Below are 16874 nucleotides of genomic sequence, written 5' to 3'. Positions count from 1 at the left end.
CCAATGTTACTAAGCCAGCGCTGGCACCACGTAAACCGCCAGCACAATGCACAGGATCCAGGCCGCGGCCAGCATCTGCAGCACGCGGTCCTCCAGGGCAATCTCTTCCGGCGCGCCGCCGTGACCGCCGTCAACCTTGGCGGCGTAGCGCAGGATCGCGATGACGAACGGCACCATCGAAATCTGGTACCACACTGCGGCCGCTCCCTCGACCGAGTTGGAGAGCTGGAAGCCCCACAGGGCGTAGCTCATCACCACGGCGGTCGCGGACAAGGTCCACACGAAACGCAGGTAGGTCGCCGTGTAGCCCTCCAGGGCCTTGCGGATCTTCGCGCCCGTCTCCTCCGCCAACAGCAGCTCCGCGTACCGCTTGCCCGACGCCATGAACAGCGAGCCGAACGCCGCGACCAGCAGGAACCATTGCGACAGTTCGATGTTCGCCGCCACGCCACCGGCCATCGTGCGCAGCATGAACCCGGAGGACACCAGCGCGATGTCGATGACCGGGATGTGCTTCCAGCCGAAGCAGTAGCCCAGCTGCAGCGCAATATAGATGCCGATGACGAGGGAGAGGGCGAAGCCGTCCGTCGCTAAGAAAGAAAGGCCAAGGGCGGCGATGATGAGCACCACCGCCATGGAGTAGGCCAGGTTGATCGGCAGCATGCCCGAGGCGATCGGGCGGAAGCGCTTCGTCGGGTGCTCGCGGTCGCTGTCCACGTCGCGGGCATCGTTGACCAGGTAAATCGAGGAGGCGCCGAAGCAGAACACCACGAACGCCAACAACACGTCTAGCGCGGTGTGGGACGTCCAAGCGCCTGTCCCCGCGGCCAGCGGCGCGGCCAGCACCAGGACGTTCTTCACCCACTGCTTTGGGCGAAGACCCTTCACCATGGCGTCGGGAAGGTTCTTGGGCGGGACGCGTACCTGCTGGTAGTCGACGCCCTCGGTGTGGGGTTCCGGCTTCAAAAAGGGTTCGTGCGGTTGCGTGTTGCTCACTTCAGCTGCCTTTCCACCTTGATCGTCGCTTTGGCGCACCCGGCGCCGAGCAAAGCACCGACAATAGTATCTGTCGGGTAGTGGACGCCAAGGAGGTTGCGGGAGAACATCATCACGGGCACGAGCAGCAGCGGCCACTTCTTGCCCGTAATGTCCATCAGATGTACCGCGGCCGCGCCCGTGTTCGTCGCATGCGAGCTGGGGAACGAGAGCTTGGAGGGGGTGGCCACGCCAATGTGTACGCGGGGGTCATACGGCCTCGGGCGCCGCACGATCCGCTTCACCACGACACTCGCCGCGTGCGCCACGAAGGTGCCCACGCCCAGCGCCAGCCACTTCGAGCGCCTCTTCTTATCGACGCCCGCCCCGAGCCCCGCGACGGCCAACCAGCCAAGGTCGTGCTCGCCGAAGTGACTCAAGCCCCTGGCCGCCTTCACGGCTGCCGGGGTGTACGTCGCGTTCTGGATCGCGACGAGGATATCAGCCTCACGCTTGCTCATCGAACACCTTCCCCCAGTTCTCTGCGCTGGTCAGCGCCGGCTTCGCGGCCTCGTACTGCTGGCGCAGCTCCTGCCAGCGCTCCTTGATTTCTTCCTGTAGCGCCTTGGTTTCGCGCAGCAGGTCGTCGGCAAGCGCCTTGTTGCGCTTGCGGAACGCCACACCCGTGCCACCTGCCGTGGCCACCGTCGCCGAGTCGAGGCGGGCCAGCGTGAACCAGCGGGCCTCCTCCGCGGTGAGGTTGAGCTGCGGTGCCTCCCAGTGCTCCTGGTTCTCCTGGATGAACTGGTGGCGCAGCGCCTTGACCGCCCACGGGATCTTCTTCAGCTTGGCCAGACGCCCGCCGATGTTCTTGGTGGGCACGCCCGGCGCGCCCGTCGGCGCAGGCAGCTCCGTTGCGGAGGCGAGGACCTTGGCGTCGTCGTAGTTGGCGCGGATCTTCTGGATGCGCGGCAGCGATGTCTCCAGGATGTCGAACAGCTGGTCTGGGCCAGCAAGGAAGTCCTTCATGGCCTCCAGCTGGATAGCCATGGTGGAGTACTCCATGCACATGATGTGCTTATAGGTGGACTTCAGCATGTTCTTCAGCATCGCGTCCGGGGCCTCCGGGCCGTACAGGGAGGCGACGATGAGGCGGTTGCGCATGTGGAAGTACGCCTGCCAGTCGATGGCATCGTCCTTGTCGGCCCAGGCCATGTGCCAGATGGCCACGCCGGGCCAGGTGACCGTCGGGAAGCCGGCTTGCTTGGCGCGCAGGGCGTACTCGTTGTCGTCCCACTTGATGAACAGCGGCATCGGCAGGCCGAGCTTCTCCGTGACGACGCGCGGGAAGAGGTTCATCCACCAGCCGTTGTAGTCCACATCGACGCGGCGGTGCAGAGCACGCGACGTCGTCTTGCGCGGGTCCATCTCCTCCTCTTCGGTGCCGAGGTAACCCAGCGGGTACTTTGCGAAATCGTGGTCGTACACCGCGTGCTCCGCGGCGCGGAACATGAAAATATCCTTATCGACGGCCTCCCCCGTCGTCCGCAGCTGCGACCGGTCCTGCAGGTTCAACATCTGGCCGCCGACCAGGATCGGGGCCTTCGCGTAGCGGGCGGCCTGCACCGCGCGCAGGATCGAATCCGGCTCGATCGCGATGTCGTCGTCCATGTAGAGGATGTATGGGGCGTCCGTGGTGCGCAGCGCCTCGTACATGATGCGGCCGTAGCCGCCCGAGCCACCCAGGTTGCCCTGGCGGAAGATCTGCAGCTTGCCCTGCAGGTTCTTCTCCGCCTCCTTGAAGTCCGGCAGGTCAGACGGGTGCTGGTCACCCTGGTCGGGCATCAGCACATCGGAGATCGATTCGAGCACAAACGGGTCCTCCGCCAGCGCGTGCAGGGCGTTGACAGCGTCGCGGGGCCGGTTGAACGTCGGGATACCCACCGCGACCTGCTTCGGCTCCGGACCAGTCTTGGTGCCGTCCGGCATCGTCTGGGCCTCCGGCTCCTTGTCGGAGCACCAACCCGCGTTGCGGATCGTCGTGTCCGTTTCCGCCGTGACGTCGAACCACAGCCAGCCGCCGTCCTCGAAGTTGCGCAGCGGCAGCACTACCTCCAGCACGCCGTCGCTAGCCTCAGCGTTTTGTACAGCGATGCGCTTGCCGTCGTGCTTCGAGCGGTAAATGGAGACAGTCGCCTGCCCCTCAACCTCCATCGCCAGCACAACGTTTTCCAGCTGCGACCAGCGCCGCCAATAGGACGCCGGGAACGCGTTGAAGTACGTCTCGAAGGAAACTTCCTCCCCGGCAGGGATGGATACGCTCGTCCGGTCCGCCCACGTCAAGCGCTGCTTGTTCTGCTCTGCCTCGATGAGGTACAGCATGCGAACGTCGTGCGGTTCGCCCTTCTTCGGCATCAGCACTCGCTGAAGGACTTCTACTGCAGTCGTGGTTTCCACAGGTCTCACTTTCGGTGCCTAATTAGAGTTTCGTCCTAAGCGTAGTGCGTTCCAAGGCGCCGGTGCATGTTCGGCGCTCTCATATGTGGGTGCCCATAAAAAAATCTGGCGGGCACCAACCCCTCGTCGGTGCCCGCCAGTTCGCGTTCGCTCTGCGTTAGTTCGATGCGCGGTCGATCGCCTCAAGGATCGTGCGCGTATCGTACGTGAGCAAGTATTTGAGGAACTTCATGACACTCTCCCTTCGGTTTTCATTTACTTTGTTGACCGTTTGTTAACTTGCCGTTCACTTTAAGGAATTAGTGGGTGGAAGTCAAGCATTTATTTTCACCCACTATCCCACTTTTCTGTTTGCACAGTTCAGGATGGCTTTTCCATGCCCCCACCGTCACCCCTGTGACTGGTGTGAAACTATGCTAGGTTGCAACCATGAACCGCAAAGCCCTCGGAGCACTCGCCGCCTACTGCTGCGTCGTCATTGCGTTAACAATGTGTAAAGCGTTCTTCCGCATCGGCTACCTCTGGGACCCGGCCAACCAACGCCGCCGCGGCCTCTCGCTGCAGCCCCTCGCCGAGCTTCACGACGCCCAATCCTGGTTCGCGCCCCTCTTCGGCTACGGCGGCAACATCGCCTTCTTCATCCCCGTCGGCGTGCTCGCATACGTTGCCTTCCGCAACGCCCGCTGGGCCGTCCTGTTCGGGTTCGGGCTGAGCCTGGCCGTCGAAACGGGACAGTACCTCTTCGCGCTCGGCTATTCAGATATCGACGACCTACTCATGAACACCGTGGGCACCCTGGCGGGCGGCGGCATCGCCCGCGTATGCGGCCCGCGACTATACACCTTCTGGATCGTGCTCGGCTACGTGATACCACTCTGCTTCCTCGGCCTCGTCCTCGCCGGCGAACGCCTCGGCGACCCCTCCAAGGTCACCGACGTCTACTGACATGCACTAGCCTTGCAACCTATGGATTTCTTGATTGGCGGGGCAGGAATTTTGCTCTCCGCGTTCGCGGTCATGTTCATCTCAGGCTCGAGCGGCGCCATCATCGCGGCCGCCTGCGCGATCGTAGGCGTGGTGTTCCTTATTAAAGGTGCGCAACGCTAGCGCCGCCGCACCAGTTGGACCGCACTCAACAGCACCACGGTGCCGATGGGAATGAGAAACATAAAGAGGTTGATGATCGGCAGTGACATCTCCGCCCGATACTCTTCCCACCGCGCCACCGCCATCGACCCCCACCCGACCACCAGGCACGCCGCGGCTACCCACACCGTCACAGTTGTCTTTCTGTAGCCGCGCCCCCACCCAGCTTGCGTGAACCAAATCGCGCCGCCCAGCGCAAGCAGCGCCGTCGTTGCTTCCACGATGCCGCACACCAAGGTCATGGTCATGAAGTCCACGGAGCTACCGAGCAGGATTTGCGTACCGATGGCCAGCGCGAGGCACACAACCATCGCCGTCGCGTACGCCCGGAGAATGCTTCGAGGTTCCATGCACACATGGTACAGAGGTTTGCCGTCCTGTCCTTTTGAAAAAGTTCCCGGTTCATCCGCAATTCGGGGAACGATCCCGCCCATCAGCCTAGATTTCGCCGCGTTGCCCCAGGTCGCCGTGCCAGAAATCCAAAATCGTTCCCGGAGGCGGGAACTTTTTCAAACGGGCCGAGGCGAGCATCCCACATCGGTGCATTCTTTTCCGCCACCCCGAAAATCTGTTACAGTCTTGCCCCTGGCCTGGAATACGAGACACGTTGTGTGGCCCCGCTACCGGGAGAGTCGCGCGTAAATCTGCTAACGCCACCGAAGCCATTCCTCTCCGTTCGACTGAGAGAGGCTTCATGGCTACGTCTCCATCCTCGGCAGCTCAGGCTGCAGAAAATCGGCCGCTGTCCATTATGTTTGCGGCGGCGCTTGCTGCGTTTATCGCTACGTTTAATGAAACGTTCCTCAACGTCGGCTTCACCAACATCATGGCCGACTTCAACATTGGCGTCTCGACTGTCCAGTGGCTCGCCACGGCATACATGCTGGGCGCGGCCGTCATGACGCCCACCGCGGGTTTCTTTATCCGCCGCTTCAACACGAAGCCGCTATATCTGGCAATGACCTTGACGTGGATCGTTGGTGGTGCTCGGGTGGACCGGCACCCGCGCGACCACGCCAGCCCGAGAGACCACCTCCCCAGTGCCCGACACGCTGGTGGCGAAGCTCATGCAGGAAGACATCTACGCCCTGTCCCCGAACGATACGATTCGTCAGGCCCTCCACATGTTCGTCGACAAGCGGATCTCCGGCGTACCTTTGTTGGACCACAACAACAAGCTGGCGAGCTTCGTCTCCGACGGCGACGTGCTCGACTCATCGGCGACTCCGTCCCGGCGTTCACCACCCCGTATGCGCTGCTCGCGCACAACGACTCGACGGAGTTCGGCACCGACGTCGCCGTAGTCCTCGACCGGCCAATTGCCTCCATCGCGACCAAGTCCGTCATCACGGTCAACGTCAACGACGACCTCGGCCACATCTCCTCCGTGCTCGCCGACAAGCACCTGAAGAAGGCACCGGTTGTGGCGGATGACGGCACCGTCGTGGGCATCATCAACCGCTCCGACATCAACCGCTATCTCGTATCGACGTTCGTCGCGCCGGTCCCGAGCACCTAGACAAGGATTGCCCGTTAGGCAAGGCATACCTTAGAGTGGTCACGTTAGGTCAGGGAGACCTAACGCGAAATTCTTCGACCACCTACGAAAGGTGCAACCTTGACACTCTTTACCCCTCGCGCCCTGAAGGGGATCGCAGCCACGTTCACTGCGGCGCTCATGCTTGCCAGCTGCTCCACCGGATCAAGCGATTCGACAACCGCTCCCGAAACCTCCAATGCCAACGGGTCAGAGGAGCGCATTGTGACAATGGGTCTCGGCGACGTCGATACGGTCCTTGCGCTCGGTGAACAACCGGTCGGTTACGCCACCTGGCAACAGGAAGGTTCGGGAGACCCTTCCGGACTTGGACCATGGGCCAAGGACAAGCTCACAGTCGACCCAAACCCGATCCGGGACACGACCACCGAGTTCAGCACCGACACTGCCGAAAGAGTTGCCTCGCTCAATCCGACAAAGATCATTGCGGTGAACAGTGGTCTCGAAGCTGACAAGAAGGCGCTGCTCGAGCAAATTGCGCCAACCACCTTCCACTCGGATGCATACCAAGATTGGCAAGTGCCGTGGGATGAACAGATTAAGGAAATCTCCAAGGCGTTGAATAAGGAAGCCGAAGGCGAAAAACTCATCGCCGATTCCGCGCAGGCTTTCCAAGATTTCCGCGAAGCTCACCCTGAGTTGCAAGGCAAAACAGCGGTAATCGGCATGCCTTACGACGGAAAGTTTGGCGTATACACCTCGGGCGACGGCCGCGGCTCCTTCATTGAAAAGCTTGGTTTCAAGATCCCAGAGAAGTTCAACGGCGATGGCTCCAGCTTCTTCCTCGACTGGTCGCCTGAAAACTATGTCGACTTCAACGACGTGGACTACCTCTTCGTACTGGACTACTACGGCGCAATCGATGCGCTGAAGAACGACGAGAATTTCATGGACCTTGATGTCAACAAGCGTGGCGGGGTCTACTGGCTAGACACCGATACCGCCAATGCAATGAGCATGCCGAACCCCCTCACCATCCCGTACGCAATCGAGCAAATCAAGAAGTCGCTCTAGAACACCAGGCGGAAGTGGTGCTTACCGGGGGACAACCAGTGGGCCCCCATTTACCGGGTCGGTTGCCACGACAGCAGGCAGATCAAAAACGCTGTTCAGCAAAGTCTCCGTGACCACCTCGGCAGGCGCACCGACCGCACGAACTTCGCCACGCTGCATCACGATAAGTTGATCCGAGTAGCGTGCTGCGAGGTTCAAATCATGCAACACCATGAGCACGGTTCGCCCCTCTTGATCAGCGAGTCGACGTACGAGCGACAAGACCTCGACGGAGTGAGACAGGTCGAGGTATGTCGTCGGCTCGTCCAAAAACACGAGCGGAGTGTCCTGCGCCAAGACCATCGCGATCCAGGCACGCTGGCGCTGTCCGCCAGAAAGCCGCTCGAGCTGACGATCTGCAAACTCTGCCATATTGGTCAGTTCCATCACCGCATCAACCGCACGCGCATCCTCAGCAGAAGCCTGTCGTAGCCAAGACTGATGCGGGTGGCGTCCGCGGCTGACCAAGTCACGGACCGTCAGTCCCTCGGGGGCGACAGGCGTCTGTGGCAGTACTGCTAGCTGACGCGCAATCTCTCGGCGCTTCATTTTCGACGTGTCTACGCCGTTCAGCGTTACCGTGCCGCCATCGCGCGCAATAAGCCCTGCTGTAGCTCGCAACAGCGTTGACTTGCCGCAACCGTTGGGGCCGATGATTGTGGTGACACCGCCTTGGGGCACGTCGAGATCAATGCCGTCAACGATGACGGAAGCCCCATAACTCACCTTGAGATTTCGAACCTGAAGCATCATACGGACACCTTTCGTGTTGCGCGTAGCAGTGTGTAGAGCAGTGCTGCGCCACCAATCGCAGTTGTAGCTATGCCCACCGGCAAGTTCCCCGGCACCAGGGTGCGCACTACTAAGTCTGCGCCAGACACAATCGCCGCGCCAGCGAGCATCGCTGTTCCTAAAGGCGGCGTTGCTGCTTGTGTGATCTTGCGTCCGATCTGTGGCGCAACAAACGCCACAAAAGCTATCGGACCAGACGCCGCGACGGCCACCGATGCCAGCACTACAGCCATGAGCATGAGGATGAGTTGCATATGCCGGGGCTCCACCCCGAGGCCAGCAGCCGTATCCTCCCCGAGCGAGAGTGCCTGAAGATTGAAGGCTGCCCACCGCAAGAGTGGAACGACGACTGCCAGCGCAATAAGTACGGCGAGTGCATCGCGCCAGTTCGAAGACCCCACCGAACCGGTCACCCACGCCTGTGCTTTGCCCACATCGCGATAGTCGGCGCGAACGAGCAGGAACGAGGTATATGCCATCGCCAGCGCATTGATGATGATCCCGGCGAAGACAAGCTGGAAAGACCCGAGACCCGCGCCACGGCTCAGCCACCAGATTGCCGCAGACACTGCCAATCCACCGAGGAACGCACTGAGCGGGACCCCCAGCACATGCAACAGAATTCCGGAGCTTCCACCGGCAAGTAACGCAGTCAACGCGAAAGCAGAGGCACCCGAAGTGACGCCCAAGATGTCTGGGCTCGCCAATGGATTCCTCGTGATGGTCTGGAAGATCGCCCCCGCAAAACCAAGCGCAGCTCCTACTCCCAAAGCAGTTACCACCCGCGGCAGACGCCACTGAACAATCACCGTACGAGCCAATTCAGTGGATTGGCCCATGAGCGCAGAAGCGACATCCCGCACCGTAAGCCCGAAGTCCCCGACCATAACGCCGCCAAGGGCCGCAGCGAGAACCAATACTGCAAGGACACCATTCGTCACGAAAACCCGCATCACAGTTTCGCCCCTTTGCGCAAGAGGTACAGGGCAAATGGGGCACCAACGAAGGCGAGCGTGATGCCCACCTGCAATTCGCCGGGCCTGGCGATAACGCGGCCGATAACGTCGGCAAGCAAAAGCAACGTGGCCCCAGCCAACGCGGAACACGGCAGTACCCAGCGGTAATCGGGCCCCGTGAAGGCGCGCACAAGGTGTGGAACAACCAGACCGACGAACCCGATTGGGCCCGCCCCAGCCACCGCGGCACCCGTGAGCAATGCAACCAGGACGATGCCCACAGCCCGCGAGAGGGGGACGCTCACGCCAAGTGCGCTTGCCGCATCGTCTCCCAAGTTCAGGAGGTTCACCCTGTTTGCCATGGCGAAGGCCCCCACTAGTCCGAGGAGAATCACCGGGGCAAGCACCGCGACCACCTGCATGTCGCGCCCAGCGATAGCACCCGCCGTCCAAAACCGCATCTCGTTGAGGCTTTGTGTATTCGTCAGCACGATGCCGCTGGTGAGCGCACTACAAACCGCGCCCAGCGCAGAACCACCGAGCACAACCATGATCGGGCTCGATCCCAGGCTCCTCATACTGAGTGTGAACACGAGCGCCACCGCAAGTATTGCGCCGAGGAATCCCATCCCAACAGTGCCCAACACCGTCATTGAGCCATGAAAGGAAAAGGCTGCAGCCACCGCAAGCGCCGCACCAGGGCCTACACCCAGCAAATTTGTGTCTGCGAGCGGGTTTCGGGTGTGTCCCTGCAGCAACGCCCCCGCTGTGCCCAACGCTGCCCCCACCAACAGGCCGAGCAGGGTGCGCGGAACCCGAAGCTGTGCAATGATCTTCGCCTCGTCGCTGGACGGCTCAAGCTTCTCGGCTCCTCCCGAGAATGCCAACACAATTCCGTCGCGAACCGCGCCCAACGTTGCCCCGAAACCCATTTCACGCGCCCCGAACAGAAGAGACACTAATGCCGCGCACACGGTGGAAGCCGCAAGGAAAGCGACAAGCCCTACACGTTTATCCACTTTGTAACCCCGTTATCGCCAATACCCCATAAACGACACGTGGTGGCGAGGCACACCCGCCTCTTTCACCAGGAGCCGCCGCATCGCCGTCACAGCCGTGTTCTTCCCTGCGATCCAGTAATAGGTGTGCCCTGCAGTATCCGACGTGGGACCTATCAATTCTCCACTGCTGGAATACGTGGGTGTCTCCCAGACTTCATCGAGCTGGGCTTCATCCACAAGACCAGGTTCTCCACTTTCCAACGAAGCGGAGGCACAACGGGATCCAACTTCCTGTTTCAGCTGCGCAAGAAGCAAGCCTCCGTAGTCGAAGTCCCCCTCTGCACGAAAATGCCAACGGACATCAACCTGTGAAGGGGAGTCGATAGGCAGGTGATTGCCGACGGGCACCTCGATATCAACCGAACCAGCGAGCCCCTCGGGCCAATCCTCCAGGATACGAGCGATTGCAGGCAACGCGGTTTCATCGCCGTAAAGACGGGCAATCACAGCAGATCCAGGGTTAAATTCAATACCAACACCGGAATCATCGTCGCGGGTTGGTCCAATAATCAGCAGCTGCTGTCCAGGGTGAGCGTCTTGGGCCCACGCCGAGGCGGGACCGGGACTATCGCTGTGTAAAACAAAATCCACATCCACTTCGTCAGGGCTGTCAGCACTTCGCCGGAACTCCCGAATGGAATAGGTACGCAGGTGTCCGCGCGTGTGCTCCGGCATCGCACGCCATGTGTCCCACCACTCCTCTTCGGGAAGCTCGAACAGACCGCTGGCAGGCGGGATCAGCAGCTTGATACGCAAATCCCTGATCGGAACGGCGGGCCCCATGGCGTCGATCCCGGTGAACGTCACCCGCTGGAAACTCGGTGCAATACGTTCACTCCGGACGACGGTTGCAAGAAAAGACCTAAAACTCACCCCGCAAATTATATAGGCTTGCCTAACCTATAGAAAGTGTGAAGCGCGCAGTCCCCTAGCGCCCGCGTAGCTGGAGTCGGTTAGTCACCTTCAAAGCAGGTGACGGCTGGGGCACCATCCCCTCTCCGACATCAACCGCTACCTCGTATCGACGTTCGTCGACCCGGCTAAGTAAAGCCGGATACATCTTTTTGCCGATGGGTAGGATTGAATCAAACAAATAATTCGCTAGCCGTCCTTTTGGGGCGGCCCCGCATCCTAACAAAGGCAGAAACGTGAACAGCCGACAGCACCCAAAGCCTATTTCGGCTTTGTGGGCAACATTATTTACCGTGCTGCTATTGACAGTGGGGGGATTAGCCTCCCCCAAAGCTGCGGTAGCTGAACCACCAGCAGCCCCTGACCGGCAGGTCCAGAAGTGTTACGAAGAGGGGCGCATCCTCTACTGCGAACCGGACACTCTGCAAGCGCTCATCAACCAAGCAGGTACGACGCCGACTCGAATTGAGATCGGCAACGGGACCGAAACGCTCGTGACCAAAACCTTGGTCATCCCGGCAGGTGCAGACATCGAGCTGGTGGACACGAACATTGTCCAGTGGAGCTCGGACACCAAGATCGTTCGCGAGGACGGCGAGTTCACTGGGAGTCTCATCCACGTTGAGAAGGGCGGCAAACTTACCCTTTCCGACGGTACCGGCAACGGCGAGGGGATCATCATTGACTCGCGCGCACAATACGAGAACGTGGTGAAGGGCAGCTCCTTCTCCCCGACCATCCTTGTCGAAGGCGAGCTGGTGATGAACGCCGGCACCGTCACGGGTGCCCGAAAGATGAGCAGCGTCGGCGAAGGCGCAGTCACCGTAACGGGCACGGACGCCAAGTTCACGCTGAACAACGGCACTATCACCGACAACCAGCGCAAGGAAGGTGCCCAGTTCGGTGCCGCAAACGTCGCACTTACCAACGGCGCCACCATGGTGATGAACGGCGGTGAAATCTCTAAGGGTGTATGCAACTACAGCCCCTACGCATACGGCGAAGCCGGCGGCATCGGCGTCTTCAGCGGTGCCCACCTGACCATCAACGGTGGCACGCTCACCGAAAACACGGGCTGGGCCGGAAATATCAACGTGAGCAACTGGCTAATGAACGAAAGCAGCATCAAGCCCGGCGACGACACGTCGAGCACGCGCTCCACCCTGGAATTCAACGACGGCACCATCTCCAACGGAAAAGCAGCTTTTGCCGGTGGCGGCATTAGCATTTTTGGCAACGCGGACGTCACGATGAACGGCGGCACCATCGATGGCAACATAGCAGCGAACGGCGGCGGCGTGAACGCGATGGACATCTTCGTCGGCGGCGCCGCAGACACCTGGCAAGAGATCGACTCGGACGGTGCCCGCTGGACCAAACAGCACTTCGGCGAACGTAGGCCTGAAGAGTGGACGAAGATTTCCCCCGCCAGATTCACCATGAACGGCGGAAGCATTACTAACAACAGCGCCTCGCGCACAGGCGGTGGCGTCAACGTGATCTCCAACGCCGTGCATCTTAACGCTGGTCTGATCGAAGGAAACAACGCCCACGATCAGGGTGGTGGCGTCTACGTCGCAACGAAGTCGTACACCGCCAACTTCATGGACACCCTCATCACCGACAACAAAGTGGCCCCAGGTAACTTCGCTGCCTTCGGCGGCGGCATTTGGCTCTGCCCGACAGGCAGCTTGATCACGCACGTGACAAACGGTGTAGCCGTATTTGATAACCAAAGTCCCCGCGTTTCGTCGGTCCCGCACTGGGGTGACGACATTGCGCACGACAATTATGGATCAGCCAACAGGGCTGGTCTGCGCATCGATCCACGAATGCTCGGCGGCGGCGAACCAAACTACTATAAGGACGGTTCACAGTCGTCGAACGGTTCCCGGTTCTCCCCGGAAAACCCTGGCAAACAGCAGATCTTCGACGGTACCGCGCGGGAATCCGACGATAACGCGGACTACCGCGACGCGATTATGAACGAAGGCCTGAAAACCATCGTCGACCCTGAAGCAAAAGAAGCCGCGAAGTCGTGGGCGAAGCTGATAATCCAGAAGAACTCGGCGCCGCGTGGTGCCGGCGTCGGTTCAAACGGCAGGCTCCGCTTCGGTACCCCAGGAACCACCCAGGTGAAGGTAACCAAGACGTGGAAGGACACCACAGGCAAAGACCTCGCCGAAGATAAGAAAGTCCCAGTCGAGGTCCGGCTTGTTGGAACAGTTGGCGACGCCAAGTTCTACATCGGTCAGCCAGCCGAACTCAATGCCGACAACAAGTGGACGCACGTCTTCACCGACCTGCCGACAACGAAGACCGTCGACGGCAAACAAGTCGAAATCCAATACTTTATTGAAGAGCAGGGCATAGCTGGATTCGTCATGTCAGTTCGCGGTAACGCGAAAGACGGATTCACCATCGTCAACACGCATATCCCGCCACCAGTAACAACAACAGTGACGACGACAACAACCCCACCCGCGGTGACGACAACGGTGACGCCGCCTCCAGTAACGACGACAACAACCCCACCCGCGGTGACCACGACGGAAACCACCACGACGACTCCACCTGCCGTGACAACAACCCCGCCCGCGGTGACGACGACGCAGACCACGACGGAAACCACCACGACGACTCCCCCCGCCGTGACAACAACCCCGCCCGCGGTGACGACAACGACAACTCCGCCTGCGGTGACGACAACGCAGACCACGACGGAAACCACCACGACGACTCCACCCGCCGTGACGACAACCCCACCCGCGGTAACGACAACACAGACCACGACGGAAACCACCACGACGACTCCACCCGCCGTGACGACAACCCCACCCGCGGTGACCACAACGGCTACCCCACCGACTGTGATCACTACGACTACTCCGCCTGCGGTAACGACGACGAAGACTACAACGGCGACCACGACAACGACGCCGCCGACCACCTCCACGACGTCAACCACAACGGTGACCTCACCCGTGGTGACCACGACGAAGACCACCACCGCAACTCCACCGACGGTGACCACAACGGCGACCCCACCGACGGTGACCACAACGGCGACCCCAGACAATCCACGTCCGACACTCGCTCGTACCGGTGCGAATGTGGGTGCGACTGTCGCCCTGGCACTTGCACTGATCGGACTAGGTTTGGTACTTATCCGACGCAAGCGGTCCTAATCTGACGAAGGCTCGTAGTCGCCTGACATGAGTGGCCCTGGAACTTGGTGAAGCTCCAGGGCCACCGGTCTGTGTGCCCCAGAGCTTCCGCGTCACCAGAGGTGGGCGCGCTCGTTGTCCATATCCCGTGGGCACTCATCCGTTAAACTCTGACGCAGTGATTTCGACCGGCCACTTCGTCTGAGGGGATAACATGCGTAAGCCTTACTACAGGACATCACGTGGACGCGTCATTGCAGGGGTCTGTGCGGGGCTCGCAGAACGCTACGGTCGCAGCCCTGACACAATCCGCTGGTGGTACGCAGTAGCGCAACTATTTGGCGTGCCCATCATTGCCACCTATTTTCTCCAGTGGTTGTTGTATCCGCTCGACGATAACCCTGAGCCTCCAGCACCTGAGCAAGCTGCAGGGTGACCAGCAAGAGACGAGGTGGCGTGCCAGGTATCCCGCCCCTTATCCCAGCGAACCTAATCCCAAAGTCCTGCACGTACAGAGGCGCTACCGTACATTTATGGCATACCCCTTAGCGACTCTATACCGCTAGGTGTTCCCATCCCATGAAAGACAAGTTCGCGGAGCGCTCCTAAATGTTTCATTTCCTTCCGTTACTAGCTGTCCTTCTCGACTACTTCCTCGAGGTCCCCGATACAGCACCGGAACCTGAAACACTGCTGGCCAGCATCATCAGCGTCTACGGGCCATTTTCCGCATTGGTGTTTGGAATAGCGGCACTGCTCTTGCGGCCGCTACCTCGAAGGTTTGCAGTCATCGCCAGCGCAGGCGGCCTACTGGGTCTCACCGCAATCATTATGCCCACGATCCTGGCCCCCAGCCCAGAATCGTTTATGCACGTTTGGATTCCGCTTCCGGCAGGGTTACTGCTCGCAGGAGTCTACGTCCTCATCATTTCCCGTATAGAGCAGGCCAATCCCGCGTTCGTGCTTCGTCAAGACACAAATAGGTTCTCAATGCCTGGTGCGATCGCGGCCGCCTTTCTCATTCTTACTGCGGGGCGCTTCCTCACCGCCCATGCGTGGCCATACCCCGAGGCAATCCTGGTGGGCACCGTGTGCACCCTGGCCACGCTCGCGTTTTATGAGATGAATTGGAAATTCTTGGTTGGCGCAGTGGTCATTATCCAAACTACACAAATGCTTAATTCCGTACTCCCGTTCGAGGCATACATGCTCTATGAAACATGCACCGCCGTCAAGGCTGCTTGCGTTCTCGAGATTATCCGCGCAGGCACCCGGGAACACCTGCTGAAACAAAAGATACGCAGCGAAGCCTGCGCGGCCGCTGGAAAATAACGTGTAAGCGTGGCTTGTGCCTTCCACCGGACCTGGCGCTTCAGCGCGATCAGCACTACCCGCTCATCGCCTTCTACGGACCCCCATGCTGATATTGATCAAAATGGCCGAGGATGGCCACGGCGAATCTCAACAACTTGACCGCCTCCCACTTTCCGTACTATGGTTATGACCATCAGCTGGCCAGGAGGCGTGATTATTGTCACAACCTGGTCGGCGCTTTGCTTTAGGGGGGTATCGAGCATGGATCTAGATCCGGCACAGTTAGAACTTGATGTGCTCTTCGGGACTGGCCGCATGGAACCGTTCATGCACCACACTGGAAACGACATTGCAAAAGCTCAGCGCGCGTATATCTGGAATGCTGCGGTTGCATCCAGATACCTCACACGGGTTGGCTTCGTTGAGGTAGGCCTTCGGAATATTCTCGACGGGTCCCTCGTCCACATCACCGGATCTGACCGATGGTGGGAGGACTTCTATCCGTACTTGTCTCAATACTGCCAGAAAAGCATCGACAAAACGCTGCGATACAAAGATTTTGCGGGTGATTATCCACGGGATCAGTTCATCGCTAAGTCTGATTTCGGGCTTTGGACCGCGTTGCTACATAAAGATAATGCCAAGAACCTTAACCAGTTAGCCAATCATGCTTTCTCGGCGAAACGCGGCGAAATCTACCACTGCATGAACGGCGTGCGACATCTTCGCAACCGAGCAGCACACCATGTCTGCTTTCTTGGAGACGACCACGAGGCACACCTCCATCAAATTGAAGCCGCTTTAGACTACATTGATCGAGACCTACACCATTTTATTAATGAAGCGGACAACCTACGAGATTTGCTGAGTAACTATGAGACATTTCTTGCTGGGAAGTGCCATCTCTAAACTCAGGGCAGGATCAAAACCCGCTCCTGCAAGTCGACAAAACTTTGCTGTCGCCGCCGACCCGCTCTTCATCTCGTAGACCACGGTGAAAACCCACCTGATCCACATCCATAACAAGCTTGGGGTGGACAACCGGACCGCCGCTGTCGACCGGGCGAGGGAGCGCAAGATTATTTAGGGGCTTTCGGGCCCGATCTACGCACCAAATTCCTTATTTTCCCCTAGGTGGCAGGCTGGTTGTGGGCCAAAACCCGAAGGAGGTCCGCACCCATGTCCCCGCACGATATTCCCCCGCTGATCCCCAAGCCACCAGAGAAGGATTGGGCAGACTACAACACCGACCCCGACCCCGGCAGGACTCGTAAACGTCGGCGTGCAAGCATGCTTTCTGCACGCGATGTGCTGGCGTTGCCGACTGTCACGCTTGCACCCGGTGCCACGCTTGCTGATAGTGAGTTGGTCATGCCGGATGCTGCGGCAGTCGTGTTTATCCCCAACACTGAAGATCGCGGGATTGTCACCTATAGCGATANCCAGNAACANCAGATGGTCAGGATCTATCACCAACTACCGT

The 16874-nt window shown here is 59.8% G+C and carries 17 protein-coding genes and 2 pseudogenes; 11 read left to right on the top strand and 8 right to left on the bottom strand.

The features are described 5' to 3' along the window. Nucleotides 1-9: 9 nt before the first annotated feature. Genes BJP06_RS04695 through BJP06_RS04685 form a run of 3 tightly spaced genes read right to left on the bottom strand, consistent with a single transcriptional unit; the run spans nt 10 to nt 3432 of the window. A complete protein-coding gene (locus BJP06_RS04695) occupies nt 10-996 on the bottom strand; it encodes a decaprenyl-phosphate phosphoribosyltransferase (protein WP_071572998.1) in 987 nt (328 codons plus the stop codon). Further along, the gene (locus BJP06_RS04690; RefSeq protein ID WP_071572997.1) at nt 993-1496 is read right to left on the bottom strand and encodes a phosphatase PAP2 family protein; all 504 of its coding nucleotides are present in this window, start codon (nt 1494-1496) and stop codon (nt 993-995) included. Before BJP06_RS04690 ends, BJP06_RS04695 begins: the two co-directional genes overlap by 4 nt. Continuing rightward, the gene (locus tag BJP06_RS04685; RefSeq protein WP_255365788.1) at nt 1483-3432 is read right to left on the bottom strand and encodes a glycosyltransferase; all 1950 of its coding nucleotides are present in this window, start codon (nt 3430-3432) and stop codon (nt 1483-1485) included. Before BJP06_RS04685 ends, BJP06_RS04690 begins: the two co-directional genes overlap by 14 nt. 429 nt (nt 3433-3861) lie before the next feature. On the opposite strand from BJP06_RS04685, the gene BJP06_RS04680 reads away from it, so the two are divergent. Beyond that, entirely contained in the window at nt 3862-4377 is a 516-nt protein-coding gene (locus BJP06_RS04680; RefSeq protein WP_071572996.1) for a VanZ family protein, read from the top strand. Between the two features lie 21 nt (nt 4378-4398). Continuing rightward, nucleotides 4399-4539, top strand: a complete 141-nt coding sequence (locus BJP06_RS12060) for a hypothetical protein (RefSeq protein ID WP_177224260.1) — start codon at nt 4399-4401, stop codon at nt 4537-4539. On the opposite strand, the gene BJP06_RS04675 is transcribed toward BJP06_RS12060, so the two are convergent. After that, nucleotides 4536-4928: a hypothetical protein gene (locus BJP06_RS04675; RefSeq protein ID WP_143110541.1), complete on the bottom strand. Its 393-nt coding sequence runs from the start codon at nt 4926-4928 to the stop codon at nt 4536-4538. The genes BJP06_RS12060 and BJP06_RS04675 overlap by 4 nt on opposite strands. A 344-nt stretch (nt 4929-5272) precedes the next feature. Here BJP06_RS04675 and BJP06_RS11855 point away from each other — a divergent pair. The 4 genes and pseudogenes from BJP06_RS11855 to BJP06_RS04665 all read left to right on the top strand — a co-directional run. Continuing rightward, a pseudogene (locus BJP06_RS11855) lies at nt 5273-5548 on the top strand (MFS transporter); the annotation flags it as partial. A gap of 97 nt (nt 5549-5645) precedes the next feature. After that, a complete protein-coding gene (locus BJP06_RS12275) occupies nt 5646-5882 on the top strand; it encodes an HPP family protein (protein ID WP_255365802.1) in 237 nt (78 codons plus the stop codon). Then, nucleotides 5795-6097 carry an HPP family protein gene (locus BJP06_RS11850; protein ID WP_255365801.1) on the top strand — a complete coding sequence of 101 codons (303 nt, stop codon included), beginning with the start codon at nt 5795-5797 and terminating at the stop codon, nt 6095-6097. The genes BJP06_RS12275 and BJP06_RS11850 overlap by 88 nt, the downstream gene beginning before the upstream one ends. Nucleotides 6098-6196: 99 nt before the next feature. Then, entirely contained in the window at nt 6197-7150 is a 954-nt protein-coding gene (locus BJP06_RS04665) for an iron-siderophore ABC transporter substrate-binding protein (protein ID WP_255365787.1), read from the top strand. 21 nt (nt 7151-7171) lie between these two features. On the opposite strand, the gene BJP06_RS04660 is transcribed toward BJP06_RS04665, so the two are convergent. Genes BJP06_RS04660 through BJP06_RS04645 form a run of 4 tightly spaced genes read right to left on the bottom strand, consistent with a single transcriptional unit; the run spans nt 7172 to nt 10871 of the window. Further along, nucleotides 7172-7942, bottom strand: coding sequence for an ABC transporter ATP-binding protein (locus BJP06_RS04660; RefSeq protein WP_071572993.1), 771 nt, complete (start codon nt 7940-7942; stop codon nt 7172-7174). Then, nucleotides 7939-8934, bottom strand: a complete 996-nt coding sequence (locus BJP06_RS04655) for an iron chelate uptake ABC transporter family permease subunit (protein WP_083433198.1) — start codon at nt 8932-8934, stop codon at nt 7939-7941. The genes BJP06_RS04660 and BJP06_RS04655 overlap by 4 nt, the downstream gene beginning before the upstream one ends. After that, nucleotides 8934-9956, bottom strand: coding sequence for an iron ABC transporter permease (locus BJP06_RS04650; RefSeq protein WP_071572992.1), 1023 nt, complete (start codon nt 9954-9956; stop codon nt 8934-8936). Before BJP06_RS04650 ends, BJP06_RS04655 begins: the two co-directional genes overlap by 1 nt. 12 nt (nt 9957-9968) lie before the next feature. After that, nucleotides 9969-10871, bottom strand: a complete 903-nt coding sequence (locus tag BJP06_RS04645) for a siderophore-interacting protein (protein ID WP_071572991.1) — start codon at nt 10869-10871, stop codon at nt 9969-9971. Nucleotides 10872-11218: 347 nt separating this feature from the next. Here BJP06_RS04645 and BJP06_RS04640 point away from each other — a divergent pair, with 347 nt between their 5' ends. From BJP06_RS04640 to BJP06_RS12270, 5 genes and pseudogenes are all read left to right on the top strand, one after another. Next, nucleotides 11219-14098 (top strand): Cna B-type domain-containing protein, encoded by a 2880-nt coding sequence (locus BJP06_RS04640; protein ID WP_255365799.1) that lies wholly within the window; start codon nt 11219-11221, stop codon nt 14096-14098. Between the two features lie 193 nt (nt 14099-14291). Then, the gene (locus BJP06_RS04635; RefSeq protein WP_071572987.1) at nt 14292-14513 is read left to right on the top strand and encodes a PspC domain-containing protein; all 222 of its coding nucleotides are present in this window, start codon (nt 14292-14294) and stop codon (nt 14511-14513) included. 173 nt (nt 14514-14686) lie between these two features. Beyond that, nucleotides 14687-15409, top strand: a complete 723-nt coding sequence (locus tag BJP06_RS04630; RefSeq protein WP_071572986.1) for a hypothetical protein — start codon at nt 14687-14689, stop codon at nt 15407-15409. Between the two features lie 168 nt (nt 15410-15577). Then, complete coding sequence (locus BJP06_RS04625) at nt 15578-16300, top strand: hypothetical protein (protein WP_143110540.1); 723 nt, start codon at nt 15578-15580, stop codon at nt 16298-16300. A gap of 82 nt (nt 16301-16382) precedes the next feature. Then, nucleotides 16383-16478 (top strand): annotated as a pseudogene (locus BJP06_RS12270) (DNA-binding response regulator); the annotation flags it as partial. Nucleotides 16479-16874 lie beyond the last annotated feature (396 nt).

The organism is Corynebacterium sp. NML120713, assembly GCF_001875735.1.
Taxonomy (GTDB): Bacteria; Actinomycetota; Actinomycetes; order Mycobacteriales; family Mycobacteriaceae; genus Corynebacterium; species Corynebacterium pseudogenitalium.
The sequence above is the reverse complement of the archived record's forward strand: the minus strand, read 5'-3'. Positions and strand labels throughout refer to the sequence as shown.

Coding starts and splice junctions, on each gene's coding strand:
- BJP06_RS04690 (WP_071572997.1), bottom strand. CDS start 1,496: ATGAGCAAGCGTGAGGCTGATATCCTCGTCGCGATCCAGAACGCGACG.
- BJP06_RS04680 (WP_071572996.1), top strand. CDS start 3,862: ATGAACCGCAAAGCCCTCGGAGCACTCGCCGCCTACTGCTGCGTCGTC.
- BJP06_RS12060 (WP_177224260.1), top strand. CDS start 4,399: ATGGATTTCTTGATTGGCGGGGCAGGAATTTTGCTCTCCGCGTTCGCG.
- BJP06_RS04675 (WP_143110541.1), bottom strand. CDS start 4,928: ATGGAACCTCGAAGCATTCTCCGGGCGTACGCGACGGCGATGGTTGTG.
- BJP06_RS12275 (WP_255365802.1), top strand. CDS start 5,646: ATGCAGGAAGACATCTACGCCCTGTCCCCGAACGATACGATTCGTCAG.
- BJP06_RS04660 (WP_071572993.1), bottom strand. CDS start 7,942: ATGATGCTTCAGGTTCGAAATCTCAAGGTGAGTTATGGGGCTTCCGTC.
- BJP06_RS04655 (WP_083433198.1), bottom strand. CDS start 8,934: ATGCGGGTTTTCGTGACGAATGGTGTCCTTGCAGTATTGGTTCTCGCT.
- BJP06_RS04635 (WP_071572987.1), top strand. CDS start 14,292: ATGCGTAAGCCTTACTACAGGACATCACGTGGACGCGTCATTGCAGGG.
- BJP06_RS04630 (WP_071572986.1), top strand. CDS start 14,687: ATGTTTCATTTCCTTCCGTTACTAGCTGTCCTTCTCGACTACTTCCTC.
- BJP06_RS04625 (WP_143110540.1), top strand. CDS start 15,578: ATGACCATCAGCTGGCCAGGAGGCGTGATTATTGTCACAACCTGGTCG.